This is a genomic window from Pseudomonas marginalis (genome assembly GCF_008692035.1).
Classification (GTDB): Bacteria; Pseudomonadota; Gammaproteobacteria; order Pseudomonadales; family Pseudomonadaceae; genus Aquipseudomonas; species Aquipseudomonas marginalis.
This window is the reverse complement of sequence record NZ_VTFG01000001.1, coordinates 352490-378808: the sequence shown is the minus strand read 5'-3', so window position 1 is coordinate 378808 and position 26319 is coordinate 352490. Positions and strand designations below refer to the sequence as shown.

20 protein-coding genes and 2 pseudogenes are annotated in these 26319 nt (G+C 60.1%); 7 read left to right on the top strand and 15 right to left on the bottom strand.

The annotated features are described in order from the left end of the window. Positions 1-56 precede the first annotated feature (56 nt). The 4 genes from FX984_RS01545 to FX984_RS01530 form a co-directional block, all read right to left on the bottom strand. The gene (locus tag FX984_RS01545; protein WP_027605779.1) at positions 57-425 is read right to left on the bottom strand and encodes an AprI/Inh family metalloprotease inhibitor; all 369 of its coding nucleotides are present in this window, start codon (positions 423-425) and stop codon (positions 57-59) included. A gap of 49 nt (positions 426-474) precedes the next feature. After that, the gene (locus tag FX984_RS01540) at positions 475-1908 is read right to left on the bottom strand and encodes a serralysin family metalloprotease (protein WP_146476416.1); all 1434 of its coding nucleotides are present in this window, start codon (positions 1906-1908) and stop codon (positions 475-477) included. 367 nt (positions 1909-2275) lie between these two features. Next, on the bottom strand, positions 2276-3379 hold the full coding sequence (locus FX984_RS01535; RefSeq protein ID WP_146476417.1) for a DmpA family aminopeptidase: 1104 nt from the start codon (positions 3377-3379) through the stop codon (positions 2276-2278). A 9-nt stretch (positions 3380-3388) separates the two neighbouring features. Then, positions 3389-4753 carry an APC family permease gene (locus FX984_RS01530; protein WP_092358082.1) on the bottom strand — a complete coding sequence of 455 codons (1365 nt, stop codon included), beginning with the start codon at positions 4751-4753 and terminating at the stop codon, positions 3389-3391. A 199-nt stretch (positions 4754-4952) separates the two neighbouring features. On the opposite strand from FX984_RS01530, the gene FX984_RS01525 reads away from it, so the two are divergent. Next, on the top strand, positions 4953-5738 hold the full coding sequence (locus FX984_RS01525; protein ID WP_092358084.1) for a helix-turn-helix transcriptional regulator: 786 nt from the start codon (positions 4953-4955) through the stop codon (positions 5736-5738). A 294-nt stretch (positions 5739-6032) separates the two neighbouring features. On the opposite strand, the gene FX984_RS01520 is transcribed toward FX984_RS01525, so the two are convergent. The 4 genes from FX984_RS01520 to FX984_RS01505 are packed head-to-tail and all read right to left on the bottom strand — an operon-like array spanning position 6033 to position 9807. Next, a complete protein-coding gene (locus FX984_RS01520) occupies positions 6033-7112 on the bottom strand; it encodes a polyamine ABC transporter substrate-binding protein (protein ID WP_027605774.1) in 1080 nt (359 codons plus the stop codon). A 60-nt stretch (positions 7113-7172) separates the two neighbouring features. Next, the gene (locus FX984_RS01515) at positions 7173-7514 is read right to left on the bottom strand and encodes a cupin domain-containing protein (protein ID WP_027605773.1); all 342 of its coding nucleotides are present in this window, start codon (positions 7512-7514) and stop codon (positions 7173-7175) included. 28 nt (positions 7515-7542) lie between these two features. Next, the gene (locus tag FX984_RS01510; RefSeq protein WP_146476418.1) at positions 7543-8949 is read right to left on the bottom strand and encodes an NAD(P)/FAD-dependent oxidoreductase; all 1407 of its coding nucleotides are present in this window, start codon (positions 8947-8949) and stop codon (positions 7543-7545) included. Between the two features lie 48 nt (positions 8950-8997). Next, a complete protein-coding gene (locus FX984_RS01505; protein WP_146476419.1) occupies positions 8998-9807 on the bottom strand; it encodes a helix-turn-helix transcriptional regulator in 810 nt (269 codons plus the stop codon). Between the two features lie 257 nt (positions 9808-10064). Between FX984_RS01505 and FX984_RS01500 the strand changes: the two genes are divergently transcribed. Further along, entirely contained in the window at positions 10065-10337 is a 273-nt protein-coding gene (locus FX984_RS01500) for a DUF1652 domain-containing protein (RefSeq protein WP_027605770.1), read from the top strand. An 81-nt stretch (positions 10338-10418) separates the two neighbouring features. On the opposite strand, the gene FX984_RS01495 is transcribed toward FX984_RS01500, so the two are convergent. Continuing rightward, positions 10419-12866, bottom strand: coding sequence for a UvrD-helicase domain-containing protein (locus FX984_RS01495; protein WP_146476420.1), 2448 nt, complete (start codon positions 12864-12866; stop codon positions 10419-10421). Positions 12867-13085: 219 nt separating this feature from the next. Between FX984_RS01495 and FX984_RS01490 the strand changes: the two genes are divergently transcribed. Beyond that, on the top strand, positions 13086-13781 hold the full coding sequence (locus tag FX984_RS01490) for a pirin family protein (RefSeq protein WP_027605768.1): 696 nt from the start codon (positions 13086-13088) through the stop codon (positions 13779-13781). A 50-nt stretch (positions 13782-13831) separates the two neighbouring features. On the opposite strand, the gene pgm is transcribed toward FX984_RS01490, so the two are convergent. The 4 genes from pgm to FX984_RS01470 all read right to left on the bottom strand — a co-directional run bounded on the left by pgm (position 13832) and on the right by FX984_RS01470 (position 20121). Next, on the bottom strand, positions 13832-15475 hold the full coding sequence (pgm, locus tag FX984_RS01485) for a phosphoglucomutase (alpha-D-glucose-1,6-bisphosphate-dependent) (RefSeq protein WP_108573183.1): 1644 nt from the start codon (positions 15473-15475) through the stop codon (positions 13832-13834). Positions 15476-15572: 97 nt separating this feature from the next. Continuing rightward, complete coding sequence (locus tag FX984_RS01480) at positions 15573-16979, bottom strand: aminotransferase-like domain-containing protein (protein ID WP_027605766.1); 1407 nt, start codon at positions 16977-16979, stop codon at positions 15573-15575. Further along, entirely contained in the window at positions 16976-18394 is a 1419-nt protein-coding gene (locus tag FX984_RS01475) for a hypothetical protein (RefSeq protein WP_146476421.1), read from the bottom strand. The genes FX984_RS01480 and FX984_RS01475 overlap by 4 nt, the downstream gene beginning before the upstream one ends. A 704-nt stretch (positions 18395-19098) precedes the next feature. Next, positions 19099-20121 carry a zinc-dependent alcohol dehydrogenase family protein gene (locus FX984_RS01470; protein ID WP_027605764.1) on the bottom strand — a complete coding sequence of 341 codons (1023 nt, stop codon included), beginning with the start codon at positions 20119-20121 and terminating at the stop codon, positions 19099-19101. Positions 20122-20389: 268 nt separating this feature from the next. Here FX984_RS01470 and FX984_RS01465 point away from each other — a divergent pair, with 268 nt between their 5' ends. The 3 genes and pseudogenes from FX984_RS01465 to FX984_RS01455 all read left to right on the top strand — a co-directional run. Next, the gene (locus tag FX984_RS01465) at positions 20390-21304 is read left to right on the top strand and encodes a LysR family transcriptional regulator (protein WP_027605763.1); all 915 of its coding nucleotides are present in this window, start codon (positions 20390-20392) and stop codon (positions 21302-21304) included. A gap of 153 nt (positions 21305-21457) precedes the next feature. Beyond that, on the top strand, positions 21458-22726 hold the full coding sequence (locus FX984_RS01460) for a tyrosine-type recombinase/integrase (RefSeq protein ID WP_146476422.1): 1269 nt from the start codon (positions 21458-21460) through the stop codon (positions 22724-22726). A gap of 328 nt (positions 22727-23054) precedes the next feature. Then, positions 23055-23497: pseudogene (locus FX984_RS01455) on the top strand (helix-turn-helix domain-containing protein); the annotation flags it as partial. Positions 23498-23588: 91 nt separating this feature from the next. Here the strand turns inward: FX984_RS01455 and FX984_RS32860 are convergent. Both FX984_RS32860 and FX984_RS01445 read right to left on the bottom strand, forming a co-directional pair. Further along, positions 23589-23684, bottom strand: a pseudogene (locus FX984_RS32860) (hypothetical protein); the annotation flags it as partial. A 133-nt stretch (positions 23685-23817) separates the two neighbouring features. Continuing rightward, positions 23818-24885, bottom strand: a complete 1068-nt coding sequence (locus tag FX984_RS01445; protein WP_146476423.1) for a sigma-54 interaction domain-containing protein — start codon at positions 24883-24885, stop codon at positions 23818-23820. Between the two features lie 345 nt (positions 24886-25230). On the opposite strand from FX984_RS01445, the gene FX984_RS01440 reads away from it, so the two are divergent. Further along, positions 25231-26307 (top strand): ABC transporter substrate-binding protein, encoded by a 1077-nt coding sequence (locus FX984_RS01440; protein ID WP_141155010.1) that lies wholly within the window; start codon positions 25231-25233, stop codon positions 26305-26307. Positions 26308-26319: the final 12 nt, after the last annotated feature.

The window sequence follows — 26319 nt, the reverse complement described above, 5'->3', positions numbered from 1 at the left end:
CTCCGCGATAGAGGCCGCTCAACTAATGAAATCGAGTTATAGGTTTATAACAACAACTAAGGCACTCGTTTTAATTCAACCACGGTGCCGGACTTCGTCCGTGCCTGGTACTCACCGTCTTTCTGACGATTCAAATGGGTGATCCCGCTGCCTTCGGCATTGAACAGCCAGATACCGTCGGGTGTGGGCGACCAGGTCAGGGGCTTGTCCCCCAGCCACTGCGCCACACAGGCCACATCGCCGCCCAAAGCATTGGCCTGCTCGAGCAGGTCCAGTGCACACACCTGATCCTGCTGGTGCAACTGCCAATGCCCGGCCAGTTGGGCGCTGGTGGGTAAAACAAGACTGCTCGCCATTGCGTGGGCTCCTGCCGACACGAACATCACCTGCAACACGCAGGCGATCACATTGTAAAAACGCTGCATCTGTACGCTCCAGCCTGGAGGCGCGGCGCTTGCGCGCCGCGCCCGTGCATCATGCCACGATGTCGCTGACCGCTGCCTGGCCGACGGTGGTGACGAGGAAATCCGCCACGCCGTGCCCGGAGAAGTCGACGGCCAGGGTGCCCAGGTTGGTACCTGCCGCGTAGGTCAATACCGCATCGCCGGCATGCCCGGTGAAGGCATTGACGAAGGTCAGGCCGGCCCCTTTGGTGATGCCGCTGAGGTCGATCTTGTCGGAGCCCGAGGTGAAGTCAAAGATCTTGTCCGCCGCCCCTGGCTTGGAGTCGGAACTGGCACCGAACACAAACGTGTCGTTGCCCGCGCCGCCCCACAGTTGATCCGCGCCGCCAGCGCCGTAGATGAGGTCGTTGCCGGCCCCACCCTTGATCACGTTGGCCGCGTTGTTGCCGATGATCAGGTCGTTGCCCGCACCGCCGAACGCGTTCTCGATGGTCACGCCCTTGGCGATGGAGACGTTGCCCACCAGGCCGCCAACGTCGGAGAACGAAGCCTCATTGAGGTTGATCTTCTGGTTCTGGGTGAAGCCGGAGAAGTCCAGGGTGTCATTGCCGCCACCGTCCCAGACCGAGAACACCAGCTTGTCGGCGTTGGAAGTGGCGCTGAGGAAATCACGCCCGGTGTTGGAGTTGAACCCGTAGGTGGTGTCGCCGGCGCGGGTGTTGTAGTTGGCACCGTAGAGCTTCTGGATCGCGGCGATGTCGTCGATCAGCGGGCCGGAGGCATAGGCTTCTACCCCGCCTTTACTGAAGTTCTGGTTGGTGTTGCTCTCGCTCCAGTAACTCATGAGGCTGTAGCCGCGCGTGTCCTGTCCATAGGTCGCGTCGTTGTAGGTCGGGGCGCCTTCGCCGGCGTTGTAGTCGCCAGGGTGAGCCAGGCCCAGGGTGTGCCCGATTTCGTGGGTCAGGGTCTGCCGGCCGTAGTTGTTCAGGTCCGGGGTCTTGTTCGGCGTGTAGCTGTTGTTGGTCAGGTACCACGAGGTGCCGTCGTAGCCTGCACCGGTGCCGGGCAGGTAGGCGAAGGCTGCCGCGCCGTCCTGGCCGCTGCTGTAGTTGCCGAATGTCATGTGGCCGTCACCGCCGCTGGCTTTCTCGGTGAAGGTGACGTTGGCCACGTCCGACCAGGATTGCATGGCCAGGGCGGCCTGTGCCTTCTGCTGGGCGTTGAACTGGCTGAAGCCCGAGATGCCATGTTTGTTCATGGTGCTCGAGGACGCCGAGGTCAGGAAGGTGTAGGTCAGGTCGATCTTGCCGTTGCCGTCAAAGTCCCGGTACGCGGCGCCGTCGCGCAGCAGCTGGGTGGCCGCCTGGTCAACGGTGTAGGAGGGTTTGCCATTGATCGTGAGGTTGCCGCCACGGTCATACAGATGGCTGAAGCTATCGATTTGCGAGTAAGCGGTGCTGGCTTGCGCCGCCGACACGATAGCCTTGTCTTTTGCTTTTGACATAAACGTACTTCCTTGTTTGCAAATGCATCAGTCTTGGGTCGATAGGAATCCCGTGGGCGAGATCGTCCTATCACTCGCCTCTTTTGAAGGCGTCACGAAACTGACACAACTTGAAATCTTTCGTCTACATCTTTTCCAGCATGAAAATCGGGCAACAAACATGCATTCCAAGTTAGGCGCCGTATCTGTTGGGCAACGTTGCTGTTGTCCGACAAAAGACAGCGGAGGATTATTTAAATATTAAATAGCGCTAAAGCCGCTCAAGTTGAACGGCGTACTTGATAATTGGATCCATTGTATTGTCACGGTGTCATTAGCGACATTAAACGGCCACTGTTTATATTTATATATCGGCGCCAGCCCTCCATTATCGGGACCCGCGCCAGCCCGTGTCGTGCAATGCCCGCAACAACGTTTCGCCTTTCAAGCCCGGCACCTGTACACCGTCGTCGGTCACCATGTCTTCGCCCGCCAGGATCGCGTTGATGATCGCCTCCTCCACCGCCTCCGCCGCAGCGCTGAACAGCGGAGAAATATGATCGTTATTCACCATCTGCAAGGTGCTGCTCAACGGCAGGCCTTTGCGCGCGTAGTCTGCTGGCGGCAGATCCTGGTTGCCGGTGGCGAAGCCCAGGAACAGGTCACCGCTGGAGTCCTCGGTGCCGCCGCCGGTGCGTGCGATGCCGATAGACGCGCGTTGTGCCAGGCGCTGGCATTGGTGCGGCAGCAGGGGCGCATCCGTGGCGATGATCACCACGATCGAGCCCATGCCCGGCGTGCCTCGTTCGGCGAAGGGTGACGGGATGTCCATCAAGCAGCGGCCCACCGGATAACCGTCGACCCGCAGTTCCTGGCGCTTGCCATGGTTGGCCTGGACCAGCACGCCGACGGTCCAGCCGCCCTGCTCTGCCGGCAAGCGCCGCGAAGCGCTGCCGATACCGCCCTTGAATTCATGGCAGATCATCCCCGTCCCACCACCCACGGCGCCTTCTTGCACGGGGCCGCGTTCGGCGCTGTCCAGGGCCTGGCGCACATGCTCGGGGGTGACGTGCTGGCCCCAGATGTCGTTGAGCAGGCCGTCGTAGGTTTCCATCACCACCGGCATGCACCAGTACACCGCCGGGTCCGCCAGGCGCTCGCGCTCCAGGGCAATCAAGGTGTCGCGCACGATGCCGATGCTGTGGGTGTTGGTGATGGCCAGCGGCGTGGTCAACAGGCCCGCCTCGCTGATCCATTCCAGGCCGGTGGCGTCGCCATTGCCGTTCAGCACGTGATACCCGGCAAAGCATGGCTGCAACCGCGCTTCTCCGGCGCGGGGCTGGACCACGCTGACGCCAGTGCGCACCTGTTTACCGTCGACGCGGGTCTTGAGCGTACAGTGACCGACCCGAACCCCGGGAACGTCGGTGATGGCATTCAACTCACCGGGTGTGCCCAGCCCCAACGTGATGCCCAATTGACGTGCACGCATAACCACTCCTTACAATTTTTGAAAGGCCGGACTCGACCGGCCGCTGATGCAATACAGAATCACCGACAGGGCCAGCAAGCCGATGATGATCATGATGTCGCGTACTGACGCCGCGTAGATCAAGGTCACCAGCAAGTAACCCGCGCCCAGTGCAGCCAGCAACGCCGGCAGCGGCCACAGCGGCATGCGATAGGGATGCTCGCGGTCGCGCAGCAGCACGCGGCTCATCAGCGCGCTCAACGCCACCACCAGGTACACCAATATGATCAGCAATACGCTGAACGAGGTGAGGTCGGCCAGGTTGGAGCTGAAGCTCAGCAACGCCGACGGGATCGCCAGGAACAGCGTGGCCAGCCAGGGTGAATCCCAGCGCGGATGAATGCGGGTGAACAGCTTGTTGATGGTAGGCGTCCACAATGCATCGCGCCCGCTGCTGAACACCACGCGGCCGATCTGGATAACGATGGCGACGATGGCGTTGAACACCGACAGGAAGATCCCCGCACTGACCAGGCGCGACAGGGTTTCATTGCCATGACTGGTGAGCAGGTAGCCGATGGGGTCCGGACTGCTGATCATCGCACTCAGCGACGGCGCGCCGATCAGCAGCGCCGTGATCGGCACCAGCTCGATCACCACCACCAGGCCCAGGGACCACAGCACCGCCTTGTGTACGCCCTTGCCCCCGCATTTCATGTCTTCGGCCAGCAACACGGCGGGGCCGTAACCGTTGTAGGAAAACAGGCCAATGCCTACCGCGCCGATCACCAGGGCCCAGGGCGCCAGGTGCAATACACCGTTTTCGACGATCTGGGGTTGAAACAGCACGCTGGCGGGCTGCACCGGGTTACCGAAGCCGATGCACACGATCACCAGCAACGCCGCGACTTCCAGCAGCAGGCAGGTCCCGGTGATCCAGGCGTTGAGCTTGATATTGAGGATGCCCAGGGCGTAGCTGCACACCACGATCACCAGGGCCACGGTTTGCGCGTCGAATGTCGTACCCAACGCGTTGTTGAGGTAGGTGGCGGCACCGGTGGCCAATACCGGCGGGATAAACAACAGCATCACCAGCACGGTCAGGAACGTCGCGTAGCCGGCCATGCCGCCGAACACGCGCTTGGCATACACATACTCGCCACCGGCGCTGTTATGGGCGCGGCCCAGTTCGGCGTAGCAAAACGCGAACATCAGCGCGAGCAGCCCTGCCATCACGAACGCCAGGAACACGCCGCTGCCGGCCTGCTGGATGGCAAAGGGCGCGATCACGAAGACGGAACTGGCGGGGGTCACAGCCGAAACGGTAATGGCCACCACATCGAAGACGCTCAGGGTAGGTTTCAGCACGCCGTCGGGCGTGGGGGAAGTGCTCATATCGTTATCCTCTGTCGTTGTTCTTGGTGTGAGGCAGAAACGAAAGGTCTGAAAGTGACGGGATATGTTTCCCGCTGAATGATGCCAAAGGTAACCGTGGGGTTTATGCCAGCCAATTCCCCTATTGGCGTACTCCCCTTGACGGCTCCCGGCAAAAGCCGAACCCTTGGCCGACCTTTTGCTGGCGGGAGCCTGCTACATGAGCCTGTTTCGTGAAGTCGGCATGCACGCCGGCCTGGGCCGCACCGTTGCGCACATCGGCACCGAGCGTTTCTGGAAACAGCTGGTGCTGTTGCTGCACCAGTGCATGCCCTTCGATAACGCGCTGGCGATCTTCTACCCCGTGGATGGTGCGCCCCAGGCACTGGAAGAGTACGACGCCCAGCCGAGCAGCAAGCCTGCGTCGATGCTGGTGTACCTCAATGGCCTGTATTTGCTCGATCCGTTTTTCCAGGCCTGTCGCGAGGGGTATGCCAGCGGTGTGTATCGCCTTGAGGAAGTGGCGCCGGACCATTTTCGCCAGAGCGAGTATTTCCTCAGCTACTTCCACGACAACGTGCTGGAAGACGAGGTGCAGTTGATCCTGCAATTGCCGGGCGCGGGGACGTTGTCGCTGTCACTGGGCATGCAGCGGCGATTCAGCGTTGAGGAGACCGGGTTGCTGACGACGCTGGCCGCCTGGGTGCTGCCGTTGATGCAGCAGCATTGGCAACAAAGCACCCGGCGCGTGCCGGCCATGGACAGCCAGATCAGGGATGCACTGAGCCAATTCGGTTGCGGCGTGCTTTCGGACCGCGAACTGGAAATCGCCCGCCTGGTACTGCGCGGGTTCTCGTCCAAGGCCATGGCCGAACGCCTGCATATCTCGCCGGACACGGTGAAGGTGCACCGCCGGCATCTGTACGCGAAGCTGGACATTTCGTCACAGCCGGAATTGTTTTCATTGTTTATCCAGTCGTTGGGGCATGACCTGGAAAACCCGTGAAGCCCAGGGTGTACTCAAACCCAGTGTGGGAGGTCCCACACTCTCTTCGACCTGGCGCTGTCGCCCAGCAAACTGGGACTCCTGTGGTGAGCGGGCTTGTCCCGCGTCGGGCTGCGCAGCAGCCCCAAAACCACGCGCAGAGGAATACCTGATACACCGCATTCGTCTTCATCAAGGGCGCTTCGCACCCCAGCGCGGAACAAGCCCGCTCACCACAAGAATGCGGTCGCCTGAAATTGTTTATGCAAGACTCCGATTAATGGGGGGCTCGCCCTCCCCCCACATCAGACTTCTTCAGCGGCCCATACGAATGGTGTTCCACACCCGCGTGCGAATCCGGTCGATATTCAGCGGCATCGCTTCCAGCGCGAATAACTTGCCCATCATTTCGTCGCTGGGGTAGATCTTGGTGTCCGCCTTGATCTCAGGGTCTACCAGGCTATCCGCTGCACGGTTGCCGTTGGCGTAGTGCACGGAGTTGGTGATATCCGCCATCACCTGGGGCTCCAGCAGGTAGTTCATGAACGCGTAGCCGGCCTTTTCATCGGGGGCATCGGCGGGCATGGCGACCATGTCGAACCAGATTGCGGCGCCTTCCTTGGGAATCTCATAGCCGATCTTCACCCCATTCTTGGCCTCCTTGGCGCGGCTTTCGGCTTGCAGTACGTCGCCGGAGAAACCGACCGCCACGCAGATGTCGCCATTGGCCAGGTCGCCGGTGTATTTCGAGGAGTGGAAGTACGCCACATAGGGGCGCACTTTCATCAGCAGCGCCTCGGCCTTTTTGTAGTCCTCGGGGTTTTTACTGTGGGGCGGCAGCCCCAGGTAGTTGAGGGCGATGGGCAGCAATTCCGGGCCGTTGTCGAGGATCGCTACCCCGCACTTGCTGAGCTTTTCCATGTACTCGGGCTTGAAGATCAGGTCCCAGGAGTCGACCGGTGCGTTATCCCCCAGCACCGCCTTGACCTTGTCGATGTTGTAACCGATGCCGGTACTGCCCCACAGGTACGGGAAGCCATGGGCATTACCCGGATCGTTGTTTTCCAGGGCCTTGAGCAGGACGGGGTTGAGGTTTTTCCAGTTGGGCAACTGACTCTTGTCGAGCTTCTTCAGGGCGCCGCCCTGGATCTGCCGTGCCATGAAGTGGTTGGACGGAAACACCACGTCGTAGCCGGAGTTACCCGTCATCAGCTTGCCGTCGAGGGTTTCGTTGCTGTCATACACGTCGTAGCTGAAACCGATGCCGGTTTGTTTCTGGAAATTCTTCGTGGTGTCCGGCGCGATATAGCTGGACCAGTTATAGATCTTCACCGTCTCGGCGGCCTGGCTGATAGCGGCCACCAACATCATGGGCAACAGGGCAATGGCTTTCATGGTTCGATTTCCTGGCGATTTTAGGGCTGTTTTTATGGCAGGCGATCAAGGATCAAAGCGTTACAAAATCAGTACGTAGGTTTTGCGCACGGTTGCCTGGATGTCCCAGATACCGGTGCTGTTGGCCGGCAACATCAGTGCGTCACCGGCTTGTATGTGAACGATTTCACCGTTGTCAGGGGTGAAGGTGCAGCGACCCTGGATAAAGTGGCAGAACTCCTGGGATGTGATCTGCCGACGCCAGCGGCCCGGGGTGCATTCCCAGATACCGGTCTCGACGCCGTCGCTGCGTTCAACGCTCAAGGTCGAGGCCACGGCGATCGGCTCGCCCAGGGGCACGGCCACCGGTGATGAGTCCGGCAGGTGGGCATGCAGCGTGTCTTTGAATTGAGTGATGCTCATGGGGGTTTTCTCGTGTAGGTGAAACGGCTCAATGCATGAAACCTTCCATGAACCCGGCTATGCCGATCGCCAGCTTGCGGCGCCAAGGCGCTGTGTTGGGGTTGGCCAGCACCTGGTCTTCATGGACGAAACTGCGAATGATCGCGTTGTAGCCAAGCCAGCGGCATGGCTCCGGCTCCCAGGCCTTGAGCGCGTGCAGGCCACGCTCGCGGATCACCCAGGGTTGGTGGATCAGCGGTGTGTCGCGACCGAGGATCAGGTCGGCCAGGGTGCGGCCACCCAGGTTGGTGGCGCCGACGCCCTCCCCGCCGTAACCACCGGCCAGGGCGATGCCGATCTTGTGATCGCAGAGCATGTGCGGGCGGAAACGGCGCGACATGCCAAGGTTGCCGCCCCAGGAATGGGTAATTCGCACCTTTTTCAGCTGTGGGAAGAGTTCGCCGAACAGGTAGCGGCGCAGTGCCACTTCGCTGTCAGTCAAATCAAAGTTGTGGCGCAATTTACCGGCGAACTGGTAACCGCCGCGGGCGCCGAACACCAGGCGGTTATCCGCCGTACGCTGGCCATAGGTGACCTGGCGGCTACTTTCGCCAAAGGCCTGTCCATGGCTCAGGCCGATTTCATCCCAGGTACCGGCGGGCAGCGGTTCGGTGGCAACGATCAGGCTTTGCACCGGCAACTGGTATCGGCCCAGGGGCGGCAGGGTATTCGCATAACCTTCGACAGCCGGCACCACCCAGGCAGCGCGCACACGGGCCTTGGCGGTGCGCACAGTGCCGGACTGCCAGTGGGTGACCGGACTGTTTTCATAAATCGTCACGCCCATCTTCTCCACCACCCGCGCAAGGCCGCGCACCAGCTTGGCCGGGTTGATCGTGGCGACATGGGGGGCATGGATACCGCCATAGGGCTTGGCGATGCGGATCTGTTCAGCCAACTGTCGAGGGCTCAGCCAGCGGTAGTCGGCTTCGGTCAGGCCTTGGGCGTAGAGTTTGTCCAGGTAAGCGCGCAGGCTGCCTTCCTGTTCGGGATAGCGCGCGGCGCAGTACAGCACGCCGCCCTTGCGGTAGTCGCAGTCGATGCCTTCACGGGCCAGGACCTGGGCCACTTCGTCGGGAATGCCATGCAGCAGGTCGAAGGAGGCGCGGCGCTGTTCAGGCGCAAGGCCGGCCAGCAGGCGGTCTTCGCCCAGCAGATTGCCCATCAGCCAGCCGCCGTTACGGCCCGAGGCGCCGAAGCCGGCGGTTTGCGCCTCGATAATCGCGATCTTCAGCTCAGGCGCCTGGCGTTTGAGGTAGTAGGCCGTCCACAGGCCGGTGTAGCCGGCGCCGATAATGGCGACATTGACGTCCAGGTCATGCTCAAGGGACGGCCGCGCTATCAGCGGGTCATCCAACTGGTCCATCCATAAACTGATGTTGCGCCATGCCGGCATGCCAAGCTCCCCAACCACGTTTCGATGGGGGGATCCTAGAACTGCGGGTTATTCGCTGTCTTGCGCGCGTGCACGCAGGGAAATTTGTTTGACGTAGGCCTTGGGCGACTGGCCGGTGTGCTGGCGGAAGTCGCTGTAGAACGCCGACAACGAATTGAAACCGGCGGCGAAGGCCAGGTCGTCGATCTTGATCGGCGGTTGTGCTGTATCCAGTGCGGCCAGCAGGTGCTGGAGCCGAGCCTGGTTGACGTAGCGGTAGAAACTTTGCCCCAGCACCTGGTTGAGCAGGTAGGAAATCTGATTGCGGCTGTAGCCGCATTCCTTGGCGACGCGCTGCAGGTCCAGTTCCGGGTCCAGATACGGCTGCCTGCGCTCGAAGTACTGCTGCAAGTCATTGGCCATATGCCCCAATTGCTGGGGTGACAGGCCCAGGCGGCTGACGCTGGGGCGCTGGGCCTGAGAGGGTTGTTCATGCACCAATGACGCGTACTCATTGACGCGCCAGATCAACCCATCGCGGACGGTGATGGCTTCGCTGGTACGGAATGACACCAGCCCCTGACCGCCGCGCAAGGTGATGCGGTACTGGATGAATGCCGTGTCGCCATCGGCGCGGATGCGGTCGGTGTGTTCAATGGCCTCGTCGGCTTCCCGGGGCATGCTGGCTTGCAGGTACTCACGCAGTTCGGCGTAACCGACCACACGGTTCTGGAAAAAGTCGTGGTACTGGATGTCCGGGTGGTAGTAGGACATCACGCCGTCAAGGTCGCGATGACGCCAGCACAGGTGGTGGCGCAGCACCAGCTCACGCGTGGCATGGGTGTTATGGCAATCATCGTCTGGCGCGATGTCGGGCATGGAAGGCTCTGAGGCGGGTAAACCTCGGAGATTGCCGAATTTTGTCAGTGCCGACAATGGCCAATTGGAACTTCGCATTAGTGGCACTGTGCCCAGTCGTGAGTAAGAGATGACCCACATCAAGTGAATGGCTGACAACCGCCGAACGGGGCAGAAAAAGTCACCTTGTACTTGCGAACGAATGCTATTTTTAGCTTCTACGACGCCACGACCAGTGACGGTCCTGGCCCCCTGCCGCGAGCTAAAGGAAGCGCTCAATGAACAAGGTGGGCAACATGAACAAAGTGACATTCCCCAACGCCTGCCAGCTGATGCGCTGGCATTTTCATCCGATGGGCTTCGAGGGCAGCATGGATGCGCCCGGCAGTATGGTCGCCCGCCTGTTCGACCGGGCCAGCGGCGAGACGCTGATTGCCATCGCCGGGATCCCCTGCGCCACTGTGATGAATGCTGCCGATGTGGAGCGGATTATCGAGGCGGTGGAGGATGAGTTGGAGTCGTTTGTGCCGCCGTTGTCGCTGAGGGCCTGATCCCGGCCCAGCCAACAGAAAGAAGCTCAACTGTGGGAGGGAGCAAGCCCCCTCCCACATTGGAATCGCATTTATCCCCTGCTAATGGCGCTGATCGTCGAAAAACGCTTTCTTGCCGTCGACCCGCTCCGAGGCCTTGGGCACATTCACCGCCTGGCCTTCGGGTTTTTCCACATACCAGTAGCAATGGCTCACGGCCCGGGTAATCCCGACGTAGGCCAGGCGCAGCACTTCGTCCTTTTGCGCAGTGTCATAGGGTTCGCTGTCCCCGTCCTTACCCAGGCCCGCCATGCGGTAGACCTGGTTCTTGTAGGGCGAGCTGGTCACATGCTGGCAATCCCCGAGCAGGAACACCGTATCCGCCTGCAGGCCCTTGGCGCTGTGGTACGTCAGCTGCTTCAACCTGCGCGTCGCTGCAGGCAAGCTGGAATCAACATTAACAATCGACTGAATATGCTCTTGAATCAGTAGCTTATCGCTACTTTTTCGATACAGCATTAATATCGAATCGCCCCTTTGATAATGCTCCAGCAGTTGCCGCCCCAACGCCGCATCGTCCCGCTCCAGTACCGTGACCGGCACCAAGGCTTTTGGCGTGCCGCTGGCCTTGGCCTTTTTTCCCGGGATTGCCGGCGCAGCGCGCACGATATGTTCGGCGGCGTCGATGATGTGCTGATGGCTGCGGTAGTTCTCGCCGAGCATGACGCGGGTAGTGCTCGGCGCCGGGAATTGCTGGTTGAATTCCATGAAGTACTTGGGCGAACTGCCGCGCCAGCCGTAGATCGACTGCCAGTCATCACCCACGCACAGCAAGGACGAACGTTGCGCGCCACGGCCCACATGCATCGCCGGCCCACGACTGCGGATTTCCCGCAGGCTGGCGCGTATCCACGAGACGATCTGGGGCGATACGTCCTGGAATTCGTCGATCATCAGGTGCGACATCGGCCGCAGCAGCGGATCGCTGAGGAGCTTGAGGTTTTCCGGGGTGTTCTCGCCGAACAGCGAGAACATGCGGTTATAGGTCATGATCGGCGGCGACTGATCCAGCAGGTGATCTTCCAGGGCTTTCCAGAAGATGCTCAGGGCCTCGAAGAAGAAGCGGTCCGGGTCGTCCTTGGCGAAGCTCATCTGGCCGACGGCAGTCGGCACGTCCAACCCCAGGTTCTCGATAAAGCCGGCGGCCATCACGAAACTGTCCAGCAGCGGCGCCGACACCAGCTCGCCCTTGACCTTGTAATCAAAACCGGGACCCGCGCTGGCATCCCCGGCGAGGCTGCTTAACAGACGCTTTGATGCGTCATAGCTATCAAGCCATATCAATGGCTTACGACAGAAAGCTTGAAACAAGGTGCGCTTTACCGCCCACTCTGCACGGACCGACAGCTTCGAATTCGGCCGGCTGATCTGGGCATTTTCCCTGGGATCAAAGCCCAGCATTACCCACGCATCCAGCGCCGGGATATAGCCGTGGCAATGGAACTGCGCGCCATTGATTTCGAAGCGCTGGCGACTGGGCTCAATCCCCTTGATCGGCCAGGCGCCGGCACGAAACCACAGGTCCTCGATCACATCGCAGAGTTCTTCATCGCGCTTGGCCGCCAGTTCGGTCACGGCTATGCGCTTTTGTACATCCGGATGATCGCGCTCCAGTTCGCGCAGTTGCAGGCCCTGGCGTGCCAGTGGCGCAATCAGTTCACGAAACCGTGCATGTCGCCCCTGCAACTGGTGGTAGCACGCATTCATCTGCTGGCGCTGGGCGTCGCTGATGCGCAGGTCGAACGGGTTGCTGTCAGCGTCTTCGAAACCGGCACTGAGGTTTTCAAACGCCTGCAGGCGTTCAAAACCCGGCAGGCTGCGGACCATCGGCAGGATGCGCGAGTGAAAGGTCCGTACCACCGCCTGGGCTTCTTTCATATCAATGGGTTGGCCCCACAGGGTGAGAATGTCCATGAGCTTGTTGATGAAGTCTTTGCGCGACTCGCGGGTGAAGGTCACCACGGTCATCGAGCTCAATTCGAAGCCCAGGTAATGGGTGAGCAGCAAAATACGCAGCACCAGCGAGGTGGATTTACCCGCGCCGGCACCGGCGATCACCGAGGTTGACGGCGTGTCGCTGAAGATCATCTTCCATTGTGCCACGCTCGGCTGGGCATGGGCCGGCAGCAAGCGGGCCACGTCGGCCTTGATGCGTTTTTTGATATCGGCCGTCAGGGGCAGGCGCCAATCATCGAACAGGCTGTCGTCCACCCCAGGCGCGCGGTGCTCATCGGGACGGAAGTCGCGGATCAACAGGACTTGTCGGCCTTCCTCGATGCCATCGGCCTTGCCCTCGCGATAGCCATACTCCACGCCGGCCTCGTGACCACTGCGAAAACCATCGGCCTGCCCGTGCAACCAGGAAAACCGATGCTGTGCGCGCAAACGCGTCAGGCCATGGCCAAACAGGCGTGCGGCAAGGCGTTTGAGCAGCGGCATTTCCGCCAATGGGCGCAGTTCGGGGGGCAGATCAGGCTTGTGTTGCGGCACGCGGACTCCTGCGATGAGCTGGGTTTTGACAAGGGCACCATGGTCGCCGGAATCGGCGCTCAGTTCCAGCCAATTGCTTTACCGTCATGCAGTTAGGCGATGAAGTGAAAGTCAAAACGCCAGCAATCAATCTAATTCACCGATAGGAATCAGGCATTTTTTAAGCTTTTTATCGATCATGGGCTCACGGATCATGGGCGCCATCAACAGGAGACGATCATGCTTGAACTTCGACCTTTCAACACCCTGGGAGGCGCCCACCACGGCTGGCTTGACGCCCATCACCACTTTTCATTTGCCGAATACCACGACCCCAAGCGCATGCACTGGGGCAACCTGCGGGTCTGGAACGACGACATCATTGCCCCCGGCACCGGCTTCCCGCAGCACGCCCATCGCGACATGGAGATCATTACCTATGTCCGTGAAGGCGCCATCAGCCACGCCGACAACCTGGGCAACAAGGGCCGCACCGAGGCCGGTGACGTGCAGGTAATGAGCGCAGGCACGGGGATCGCCCACAGCGAGTACAACCTGGAAGCGACGCCGACCAAGATCTTCCAGATCTGGATCATCCCGAACGAGGCCGGCCTGCCACCCTCCTGGGGCGCCAAGCCGTTTCCGAAAGGTGATCGCGAAGGGTTTGTGACCCTGGCCAGTGGCAAGGCCGGTGACAGCGAGAGCCTGCGCATCCGCGCGGATGCCCGCCTGGTAGCGGCGAACCTGAAAGCCGGGGAAAGCGCGGAATACCGCTTGGACAGCGGCCGTCGAGCTTACCTGGTGCCGGCGACCGGCGTGATTGAAGTCAACGGCTTGCGTGCGCACGCTCGAGACGGTGTAGCGGTTGAGAATGAGCAGGTGTTGCGGGTGACGGCGGTTGAAGACAGCGAGATCGTGTTGGTCGACCTGGCCTGATCAACCCTGTGGGAGGAAGGCAATCCTCCTCCCACAGGGGTTTTGCGTTTTTACTGGGAGATGGCGCCGTCTACCAGTACCTGCGCCTCTTGCACCAGCTGCTTGAGGTGATCTTCACCAATAAAGCTCTCAGCGTAGATCTTGTAGATGTCCTCGGTGCCCGATGGTCGTGCGGCAAACCAGCCGTTTTCGGTCATCACTTTCAGGCCGCCAATCGCCTGGTCGTTGCCCGGCGCGTGGCTGAGGATCTGCTGGATGCTTTCCCCGGCCAGTTGCGTGGAGGTCACCTGCTCTGGCGACAGCTTGCCCAGCAAGGCTTTTTGCGCCGGGGTGGCCTTGGCGTCGACACGAATGGCGAACGGCTCGCCCAAGGCATCGGTGAGGCCACGGTAGATCTGGCTCGGGTCCTGGCCTTTGCGCGAGGTCATTTCCGCCGCCAGCAAGGCCGGGATCAGGCCGTCCTTGTCGGTGCTCCACACCGTGCCATCCTTGCGCAGGAACGACGCCCCGGCGCTTTCTTCGCCGCCAAAGCCCAATGAACCCTCGAACAGGCCATCGGCAAACCACTTGAAGCCTACCGGCACTTCATACAGGCGACGACCGATGCGTGCGGCCACGCGATCGATCAGGCCGCTGCTGACCACGGTCTTGCCCACGGCCGCATCGGCGCGCCAGTCGGGACGGTTCTGGAACAGGTAGTCGATGGACACCGCCAGGTAGTTGTTCGGCGCCAACAGGCCGCCGGACGGGGTCACGATGCCATGGCGATCATGGTCCGGGTCGCAGGCGAAGGCCACGTCGAAGCGTTCCTTGAGACCGATCAGGCCTTGCATGGCGTAGCTGGAGGACGGGTCCATGCGGATCTGGCCGTCCCAGTCGACGCTCATGAAGCGGAACGTGGCGTCGACTTCAGTGTTCACCACCTCCAGGTTCAGTCGATAGTGCTCGGCAATCGCCGACCAGTAGCGCACCCCTGCTCCGCCCAGCGGATCCACGCCCAGGCGCAGGCCGGCACTGCGGATGGCGTCCATGTCGATCACGTTGATCAGGTCGGCCACGTAGCTGTTGAGGTAGTCATGGCGATGGGTGGTGTCGGCCTTGAGCGCCTGCGCATGGGGGATGCGCTTGACCCCGGCCAGTTTATTGGCCAGCAGTTCGTTGGCCTTGGCTTCGATCCACTTGGTGACGTGGGTATCGGCCGGGCCGCCGTTGGGCGGGTTGTACTTGTAGCCGCCACTTTGCGGCGGGTTGTGGGACGGCGTGATAACGATGCCGTCGGCCAGGCCGCTGGTACGGCCACGGTTGTAGCAGATGATGGCGTGGGAAATTGCCGGGGTTGGCGTGTATTCATCGCCTTCGGCGAGCATCACGTGCACACCGTTGGCAGCCAGCACTTCGAGTGCGCTGGCACCGGCCGGGGTCGACAGCGCATGGGTGTCCAGGCCAACGAACAGCGGGCCGTCGATGCCCTGGGCCTCGCGATACAGGCAGATGGCCTGGCTAATGGCAAGCACATGCCATTCGTTGAAGCTCAGTTCGAACGAGCTGCCACGGTGCCCGGACGTACCAAAGGCTACGCGTTGGGTGGAGATCGCTGCATCAGGCTGGCCGGTGTAATAGGCCGTGACCAGTCGCGGGATATCCACCAGCAACTGGGCCGGCGCCGGCTTGCCCGCAAAAGGACTGATTGTCATGCATAAACCTCGGATAGAAGGATTCGGAAAAAATGGCAGTTTACTGAGAGTTGGACTGCTGCGCGACGGTATCGATCCTACATCGTTAAGAGAAATTTCACCCAGTCTGCGCCTGGCGCAATGCGTCGCTCAATGCTTCCAGGGCAATGTCCAGATTGGGTTGCCCGTGGAAGGTGTGACTCACGCGCAGGTGCTGCTGGTGCAAGCCACTGACACTGAACAGCTCCCCGGGGGCGATCACCACTTGCCGTGCCAGCAGGCGCTGAAATGCCTGGCGCATGTCTACGGCCCGGGTGGAGGCCAGCCAGAACGCGGCACCGGCGGCCGGCATCCGATAAGTCACCTGGTCGCCCAAGTGCTGTTCCAGGCGCTGGCTCATGTGCGCCGCCTGCTCGCTCAGGCGTTGGCGCAGTGTGCGCAGGTGCTGGTCAATCCGCCCGCTTTGGTACAAACGGGCAATCGCGCGCTGACGGATCGACGATAAACGGAATGAGCGCAGCAGGAACTGACGCTGCAACTCATTGCTCATGCGCCGGCACAGCAGGTAGCCGTAGGGGGCTTCCGAGCCGAGCGCTTTCTCGAACGAAGAAAACACGATCAGCCGCTCAGGGTTCACCCGTTCACGCAATGCGGTGTGGGGGGCTTCAAAACCCAGCTCGCCAAAGGTGTCGTTTTCAAGCAACCAGCAACCGGACTGCTCCAGCAGGTGTGCCACGTCGAGACGCTCGTCGATTGACATGGCCACCCCGCTGGGCAGGCTGACGGAAGACGAGAGCAACACCAGATGCACCGGCTCATCACGCAACAGCTTCCCCAGCACAGTTCGATCCAGGCGCCCCTCCGGCGTCCAGGGCAACTCGATGATGCGCACCCCGGCGTCCTGCAACAGGCGCAGGATCAGCCAGTCGCAGGGCGACTCGACAATCACGGTGGTGCCCCGCAGGCCCAGCACTTCGATCAGGATATCCAGCACGCCGCGCAGGTCGGCGCCGATGTACACGTCGTCGGCATGCCAGCAGCGCATGGGCGACGAGGTATAGCGCGCGGCCAGGGCTGCGCGTAATTCCCATACACCGCAGGGCTGGGACCAGGGCTGCAAATGCGACGGGTACTGGCGCACCAGTTCCCGCTCGAGCCGCAGCAGTGTTTCATCCAGGGAGCCCAGCAATGCCGGCTCGTCACCACTGAGTACCAGCATGCCGGGGCGCCGGGCCGCCGCGTAGAGGCGATCAAGCAAATCCCCGCCGGCCCAGGCCAGCGGGTTTGCCGACATCGGCCAGGCGTAATAGCCGGATTTGGCCACCGAATACACCCTGCCCTCCTTTTCCAGCAGCGCATAGGCGTACTGGATCGTTGAAATGGACACGTTCAGGCGTCCGGCCAACTGCCGTAACGACGGCAGTTTTACCCGGGTGTCGGTACTGACCTCGTTGATCAGGCTGATCATGTAGCGATAGACCGCCTGATACGCGAAATCCGCCTGACGCTCGCCGCGCAGGGTCATCGCCCGAACAATGGCACGGCCTGCGCGGCGCCCTGGGCCGCAGCGGCGCGACACATGCCGTTTTCTCTGGCCAGCGGCCGTTTGCGGTACAGGTGCTGCAACAAGGGCATCGGCAAACCGCTGGTGTCCGTTACCCACTGCTGCAGCATTTCGGCGGAACCGTTGCCCTGGAGGACTTTGTGCAACTCAGGCAACGCCACCAGCATGCCCGGGTGACATTGGCGCAAATAACCTTCCAGTCGCTCTCCGTGATGAACAAAGGGTGAAAACAGCAGGCAGGTCAGCTGGGTCTCATCCAAGCCGAAGAACTCCTGGGCGTAGGTACTCCAGAGCATGCGCCCTTCGCGGGTCCCGGCCTGAATGAGCAAGTCGTCGGGCATGCGCAAATGGCGCATGTACGCGGCGGCCTGCTGCACAAAGCCTTCGACGCCGTCCTCATAATCCAGCGCACGCAGGGATTCGGCCTGCAACCCACGTAGGTGAGCCATCAGCAACGGATTGGAATAGGCCGGATGGCTGAAGTGAAAGCCCAGTGGATCGGGAGCGTAGGCCATGAACTCGGTCAGCAGGGAGGTCGACGCGATGTCGACATCCTCCAGCAGGTCGGCGATGCCGATGTAGGCCAAGTGACGATGCCCCGCCGTGCTGGGGTTATCGCTGGCCACGTAATGCTCACCGAACACATCCTGGTAATAAGCGGTGCTCCACTCGTCCATGTGGGCGAACAACGCGTTGAGCGACAGCGGATGGCCCTTGGGAACTCGGACGCCTGCGCCCTGGGCGGTTTTCTTGAGCCAGGCAAGAAACTGACTTTGCCTGCGCGGGGAGTCACCACTGACCAGCGCGTGGACGCCGCCATTGCACGTGGTGACACGCTGGTAAAAATCACCGACGGCCAGGTAAGTGTCGTTGCACAGGGTGGCGCGGCAGTCCCCGGCACTCACATGGCCCACCATCAACATATTGCGCTGGCTGATCTTTCGCCCGATCGCTGAGGCCGGACGCTGGTGATTGAAGGGTTGTACCTCCTGGTTTTCCACCATCAACAACTCGACACGCGGGTCGTCGTGGAGAAACAGCCGGCCGTAGCCGCGATTCAGGGTATCGAGCTGCCCCTCGGTCATGCCCGCGTGCCGTAACGTCGCGACCCTCAGTTGAAAGGTACGTGGCGCACGACCGGCAATGGTCAGTTGAGCAGCTCGCAGCAGCGCCAGGGTATAGCTGCTGACTTCACCGCCACCATGGGCCACCAGTACCTTGAAGTCCCCCACCTGTTCCATCCCGCCTGCCGCGACAATGATTCGCTGGACCAGTAACTGGAGAGCGGTACGTCCCGCGCGACTGAAGTGCCCGATCAGACGTTGCAGAACTTGCTGGTAAACATGATTCATAGCCTGTTCGTGAATAGTGCTCATAGTTCTACTACCCGAGTTGAAATATCAGTTTCAAGCAACTGCTGACAGTGTTTGCTTGACCTATTTTGCGTGTAGGAAAATCGCGCCTCGCATTGTGCGCCGATGATTAAACACTAGCACCACGCAACAAAACGACAGGGATTGCCGGGAAGCATCTTTTACCCGCACAGGCGCATAACCTAATGAAAATACTAGTAAAAATTTATAAAAGGTTAGCCTTAGGAGTCTTCCGACAAGGTCCTACGCGTTTTTAACCAGCCTTTTAAAGAAGTGTCCGACAATAGGCTCAAACAACTTTTCCATTTGCATGGCCGGTACGCTTTATGAAAGTACCTGTCTTGCTGAGTACACCTGTGGGCCGCGTCGATAGTTCGAGCAACTATCAGCAGCCGAGTCATGGATTCAATCATTGCTCAGTCCTTGAGATGAAAGTGAAGGCGCAATTATCAGTGTTGGAATAATGATTAATAGATACAGAAGCGGGCCGAAAACCAGTTCAGATGAACAACCGATGTCGCGTAAAAGGTGCACATGCAACGACGCCGCACTGGGATTCAGGGCGGCGTCAGGGAGAGAGGGCCGGATTTGTGGGCTAAAGTGCCAGGTCGGCAGCTTCTGGGGCGGGCGGGTTAAGCCCTGTCAAATGGCGCATTTGCCCCATTCACTCAGGCGTCGGAGCGCTCATTTACGAATACTCCTACAGCTCAAACAGCCGCAACCTGCAACGCAACCCGCTCGCGGCACGGGCATTCATCCATGTAACGGTGGGCTTCGACAAACTGATTGAACGGAAACACCGTGGTTTTCAGGGGCACGAGCACACGATCGGCGGTCAGTTGGTTGATGTCACGCAACGCACGCTGCAACGCCACCTGATCCTGGATGATGCCCAGCTCCGGCTTGCCGGTGAAGTTGCCGATACAGTGCACGAAGAACTGAATGTTCTTCTGGAACGCCGCGCACGCCGGGAACGGTGTCTGGTTACCACCCTGCAAGCCATACAGCACCAGGCTGCCACGGGGCGCCAGCACATCACCGAGCAGCGACATCTGCGGGCCCCCCAAGCCATCGAACACCACATCGACACCGCGGTTGTCGGTGAACTTGTTGATTTGCATCAGCAGGTCCTGTTCCTCGGTGACAATGACTTTTTCTGCGCCAAGAGAAAGCAGGTACTCGCGCTCAGCGCTGTCCTTGGTGGCGGCAATCACCCGCACACCCAGGGCCTTGCCCAGTTGCACAAACGAAGGGCCGGCGCAATGGCTGGCGTCGGTCACCAGGGCAAACTGCCCGGGCTTGACCCGTGCCAGGTCCACATACGCAAAGTAGGCAATCAGCAGCGGCGTGTAGTGCACGCTGGCTTCGATGGGGCTCAGGACGTCCGGATAGCGGGTCAGGGCCGAACGGGGCAGGACGATCTGTTCGCCATACACCGGGTAATCATTGGGGCTCTCGGCCGGAAAACTGGCCACTTTATCGCCCACTGCCAAGTCATCCACGCCCTCGCCCAAGGCAACGACCACCCCGGCCATCTCATGGCCAAGGCCGGATGGAAGGCGTGCGTGGGAAGACGCCAGGTTCTGGCGCCACAAAATGTCATACCAGCTGATGCCAATCGCCTCGACACGGACCTGCACTTCGCCCGGTGCGGGCTGCGCGGCTGCATGCTCTTCGCACTTGAGCACCTCGGCCGGACCAAACTTGTGAAAACGGATCGTGCGGGACATCGCAAACCTCGTCAAAGTAACCTCTATTGCCATGAACTCTATCTGGGCTTTCCGGCTAAGGCCACCGGTCGCCGTTAATAGTCGACATGTCTGTCATTGATTCCGCATCTGAGGAATAGACCTCAAGTATCGTAGGAAAACTCAATTAGCCGGTGCAGAGTACCAGCCTTTCCCCGTAAGATTCATACCGGTCACGCGTCTGAATGGACCTTCAGGGCTCTTATATCGCCGTTCTCGTCAAATAAAGCTGACTCTTCCAGGACACAAGATGAACCGTAACGACCTGCGTCGTGTCGACCTTAACCTCTTGATCGTATTCGAAACCTTGATGCATGAGCGCAGTGTGACCCGCGCCGCCGAGAAATTGTTCCTCGGCCAACCAGCCATCAGCGCCGCGTTGTCGCGCCTGCGTGGGCTGTTCGACGACCCCCTGTTCGTGCGCACCGGCCGCAGCATGGAACCCTCGGCCCGGGCCGTGGAAATCTTCGCCCTGCTCTCCCCGGCCCTGGACTCGATTTCCACCGCCGTCAGCCGCGCCGCCGAGTTCGACCCGGCCACCAGCACCGCGGTGTTCCGCATCGGCCTGTCCGACGACGTCGAATTCGCCCTGCTGCCCCAACTGCTAAAACGCCTGCGCGCGGAAGCGCCCGGCATCGTACTGGTGGTGCGCCGGGTCAATTACATCCTGATGCCCGGCCTGCTCGCCTCCGGCGAAATTTCCATCGGCGTCAGCTACACCGCCGACCTGCCGGCCAACGCCAAGCGCAAAGTACTGCGCCGCAGCCTGCCGAAGCTGCTGCGCGCCGACAGCGTCCCGGGCTCCCTGAGCCTGGACGACTTCTGCGCCCGTCCCCACGCCCTGGTGTCGTTCGCCGGCGACTTGAGCGGGTTCATCGATGAAGAACTGGAGAAACTCGACCGCAAACGCCATGTGGTGCTGGCGGTGCCGCAGTTCAACGGGCTGGGGACATTGCTGGCAGGCACGGACATTGTCGCCATTGTGCCGGACTATGCCGCCGAGGCACTGACCGCCGCAGGGGGGTTGCGCGCGGAAGAACCGCCGTTGCCGGTGCGTTCGTTCGAGCTGCATATGGCTTGGCGTGGGTCGCAGGACAATGATCCGGGGGAGCGGTGGTTGCGGTCGCGGATACAGATGTTTTTTGGGGACCCCGAGAGTTTGTAACAGAATTCTACCATGATCTATAAATGTCTATAAAACATTAGCTTACAGCATCTCGAGTCCATGGACGCCCGTCCAATTCCAAGGAGTTCTGAGGCTTTTGGGGGCATAATTGGGGGCACATTTTTTATTTTTTAAAAAACGATGCCCCCAATTATGCAAGCCCGAGAAGGCGCTTTCCTCAAGCGAAAACTGACTGACGCTTTCGTACGCGCACTGACTACCCCTGGCAAACATGCCGATGGAGAAGTCCCCGGTCTTTACTTGGAGGTGAGCGCGTCACGAAAAATCGGAAACCCTCCTTCCAAGTTCTGGCGCTTGAAATATCGCCTTCATGGCAAGGAAAACCGGTTTTCGATCGGTACGTACCCTGATATCGGCCTTAAAGAGGCGCGCGACATTGCCCGCAGCGCACGCCGCGACGTGGCGAACAGCATCGCGCCGCTCAAGGCTAAAACTGCCAAGATCGAGGCACAGCGGCTCAATGAACAGCGCACCTTCGCCTACGTAGCCGAGCAGTGGATGGCTTTCAAGTCTGCCCAACTGGTGAGCAAATCCATTGCGGGTTTTCGCGGAGCATTGAGAAACCACATTCTGCCTGCAGTCGGCAGTAAACCGGTCAGCGAGATCAAGCTTGAGCACATCACCACCATCATCACGGAACTGCGCCAGCAACGTCTCATGGCTATGGCCCGGCGTGTACGCACAATCATCCGCTCCATCCTCGGCTTTGCTGAAGGTCGCGGCTGGGTGGAGCGCAACGTGGCGCTCAGTAATGTCGAGGAGTTGAGGATTCGCCACGTCGTAACCAGCAATCCGGCGATTGAAAGGCCAGCCGATCTGGGCAGGTTTCTTTTACGCCTGGATGAGTGCGACGACGGCAGTGTTGCCAACGCGATGCGTCTGCTGGTCATGTTGCCAGTGCGCCCTGGCGAGCTCGTGCGGATGCGCTGGGAAGATGTCGACTTGGTCGGCGCCGATTGGCGCTACGTAGTGAGCAAAACCAGGCATCTGGACAAAAGCAAACACATCGTGCCTTTACCTGAACAAGCATTGCTCCTGTTGCGCAAGCTAAGACAAACCCGCGTAGTGGATGACGAAGGTAAAGGTTGGGTGTTCGTCTCGCCGGTCTATCCAGGCCGCCCGATCAACCCGACGTCAATGCTCAAGTCGTTTCAGCATATCTGGCCAGAGTACGGCATCACTGCCCACGGCTTTCGTGCCACCTACCGGACTATTGCCCACGAACACTTGGGAATTGATCCCATCGTGCTCGAATTGTCGCTATCCCACCGGATGCCAGGTGCGCTGGGGGCTGTGTATGCACGTGCGCAACTGCTAGCGCAACGCCGGGAAGCGGCTCAACAATGGGCTGACTATCTGGACCTGTTGAGGCAGAACGCCGCGCGAGTGACGACAGATTGACGATGCTGGTTAAAAATCTAGATAGTGGAGCGGGAAACGAGACTCGCATCTAGCGTCCGACCCTTTGAAATCTAAGGGGTTTCTTTTCTTGCCGAAGCAGGAAAAGACTTAATTCTGGACTTGTTTTTGAGGTGTATCAAGGGCCCAAAAGGGGGGAGTACGCCATGAACCTGATAGGCAACGTCATTGACTTCGTCAGCAGTTGCAAACGCACACAGGCTCAGCAGCGGACAAAGCCTCTGTGAGAAATGTACGCACGCAATGGCGATCAGCATGCCTCTCACCAAGCGCAGACGGCCAGGGATTACGAGACGCGTCCCGCGTGAGCATGCAGCCTCCCTCGCACTTTGTGGATCGGGAAAACCTGGAATCACTCGAAGTAGACTCCATCTGCGATAGTGTTGCACAAAACCCGCAACGCCTGCGCAGCAAACGCGATTTATCCCTGGATGCCCTCGCCTGCCAATGCGGTGTGAGCCGGGCGATGCTGGCGCAGATCGAGGCCAGCCGGAATGTGCCATCAATCAAAGTACTGAACAAAATTGCCAAAAGCTTGAGGGTTTCAGTGACCACTTTTCTGGAGCACCGGGTATTCGAAGGCGTGGCGGTGTTGGCGGCGAGCCAGAATAAACGCTTGATCAGTGCCAGTGGCGCTTTTGCCACCAGCGCGCTGTTTCCGTTCGATGTGGCTCGGCAATCGGAGTTTTACGAACTGCGCTCGAGCCCTTAGGTGAAGAGGCGAGCGAAGGCCACGCATCTGGCGTTCAGGAGTGGGTTTAGTGCGCTCATGGGGTCCTGGAACACCATGCCGATAGCGCGCCAGGGGTTGGCGCATCGCGGTTTCACTGAGGTTCGCCAAGTCTTGTTCACGAAACACCAGCCGCCCGCTTTGCAGCTCAGCGGCGTCGGTAATCGCCGCTTTGGCCAGCATGGATTTGCCCGAGCCAGACTCGCCCACCACACACAGGTATTCGACACTGCACAGTTGCAGCGACAGGTCGCACCATATGCTGACGAGCTAGGTACACGCCGGTCACTTACTCACGTGAACGATCAAAAACGACCAATTGCTTTAGTCGCGGATATATCGATCAAACCCTCGCTGACGCTCCCAACTCACCAATCTTTTCCAGTCGTGCACGCACAATGTTGCGACTGATATTGAGCAGGCGCCCAGTTTGCAATTGGTTGCCATGGCAGTACCGGTAAGCAGCACGAAAGATCGTCTCTTCAATATGCTCGTAAAGGTCGGGAATATTCTGTTCGAATAACGCATTGAGGGCCGTTTCCAAGTCCACGGGACCGCTGAGGGCGGCTGGAGTATGGGTAGCCTCTTCCTGGCGAATACCCGAGGATCGCATGTCCACCAGATGAAGATCCGGCGGCTGCACCAACTGGTTGCGGCACACCAGCAAGGCGTGGTGAATGGCATTTTCGAGCTCGCGGATATTGCCCGGCCAGCTATGTTCCAACAGCTTTCGCTCAGCATCGATGCTCAACGTGGCGCGGTTGTACCCCAGTCGCTGGCAGTGCTCTTCGAGAAAAAATTCCGCCAGGGGCAGGATATCGCCCGGCCGCTCGCGCAGAGGCGGCAGTCGAATGGTGGCGACGTGCAGACGGTAGAACAAGTCTTCGCGGAAGTTACCTGCAACGACGGCATCGGCAAGGTTAACGTTAGTGGCGGCCACCAGCCGCACATTGATCGGGATCGGTGTCCGCGAGCCCAGGCGCACCACTTCGCGCTCCTGCAAAACGCGCAGTAACTTCACCTGCATGTTCAACGGCAGATCACCGATCTCATCGAGAAACAGCGTGCCGCCGTTGGCGGCTTCAAACCAACCGGCCTTCTGGGTGGTAGCGCCGGTGAACGCGCCTTTCTCGTGGCCGAACAATTCGCTTTCCACGAGGGTCTCGGCAAACGCGCCGCAGTTCACCGCCACGAAAGGTTCACGTCCGCGACGGCTCAGATGATGGATATGTCGTGCGACCAGTTCCTTGCCGGTCCCGGTCTCGCCAATGATCAAGGTATTGGCTTCGCTGGGCGCCAGGCGTTCGATACGTGACAGTAATTCCTGAGAGCGCGGGTCCTTGAAGACCAGCACGGTAGCACGCACCGACTTGGTCAATTCGCGAGGATTGGGGTGAGTGATCAGCGACATGGTGCGTTCCTGGCAGTAAAAGCGCGTACTCAATAGTGCATGAAGTTTTCTAGACCATTTAATTATAAATTAATATTTATATATTCCCTTATCGCATATACCAACAACATCACCTACCACTGCTGCTGGAGCAGCAACCGGCCAGCACCCACGTGTTCGTCAAACAGCAGCAGATCAGACAGGCCGTTGCTGCCTCAGACACTGCAGCCCATACAGCACGCGGCCTAGAGCGATTTTTCCGGCAGCTGGCATGCAATCTGCTCTCTCCCTCCCAACACGACCCCCTGTAGGAGCCGGCAAGCCGGTGCCTGCAAAGAGTTTTGAATTCAGGTAGGGAGAAACCTCATGAGAAATTTCTGGCACAGAAGCCTCATCGCTCTGTTCGGCCTACTGGCAAGCAGCGCGGCGCTCGCCGAGTCGGCTGCCCCGGCCTCGGTAAAAATCGCTATCGTCGCCTATACCCAAGGTGGCAAGCCAGTATTTGGCGGGATTGCCGGCCGCGTGATCGAAGACGGTTGGCTGGAGGCCCAACTGCGCGAGCGCGGGGTGAAACTCGAATGGATCGCCCTACCCCACGCCGGCGCCGGCCCGCAGATCAACGAAGGGTTCAGCAACAACAGCCTGGACTTCGCCGTACGCGGAGACCTGCCCTCAGTGATCGCCGGTGCCGGCGGTGTGCCGGGCAAGCTGATCGTGCCCGGCGGCAGTGGTAACAACATTTACCTGGTGGTGCCCGAAGGCTCCAGCGCCAAGACCATCGAAGACCTCAAAGGCAAGCGCCTGGCCCTGCACCGTGGCCGGCCTTGGGAGTTCGCATTCAGCAACTTCCTCGCCAGCAAGGGCCTGAAGCTCGATGACTTCAAGATCGCCAACCTCAACCCGCAGGTCGGCGCGGCAGCGGTGTCTGCCGGCAAGGTCGATGCAGCCGTGTTGCTCAGCGAGGCCTATGCCCTGGAAGACAAGGGCGTGGGCAAGATCATCTGGTCGACCAAACAGGGCAACAATGACTGGCGCCTGATCTCCGACCTATGGGGCACCGAGTCTTTCGTGCAGCAGCATCCAGACATCACCCAATTGCTGGCGACCGCCTGGGTCAAGGCAGCGTGGTGGATTTCTCAACCGCAAAACCAGGACGCCTATTACCAGCTGTCCTCTCGCGCCGGTACCGCTGAAAGCGTGCTGCGTCGCGACGACCAAAACGACCCGGTGGCCTGGAAGGAGCGCTGGGCGCCGAAAAGCGATGCGCAACTCAAGGCCCACTATCAGGCCCTCACCACCTACGCCCTGGCCAACCACCTGATTCGCGACACCTATGACATCGGCCCGTCACTGGCTACCGGCTTTACCAACCAGGCTTTGATCGACCTGAAACTCACTGACTACTGGCCGGCCCTGCGTGGCCAGGTCAGCACCAATCCTTGATAGGGAAATTGA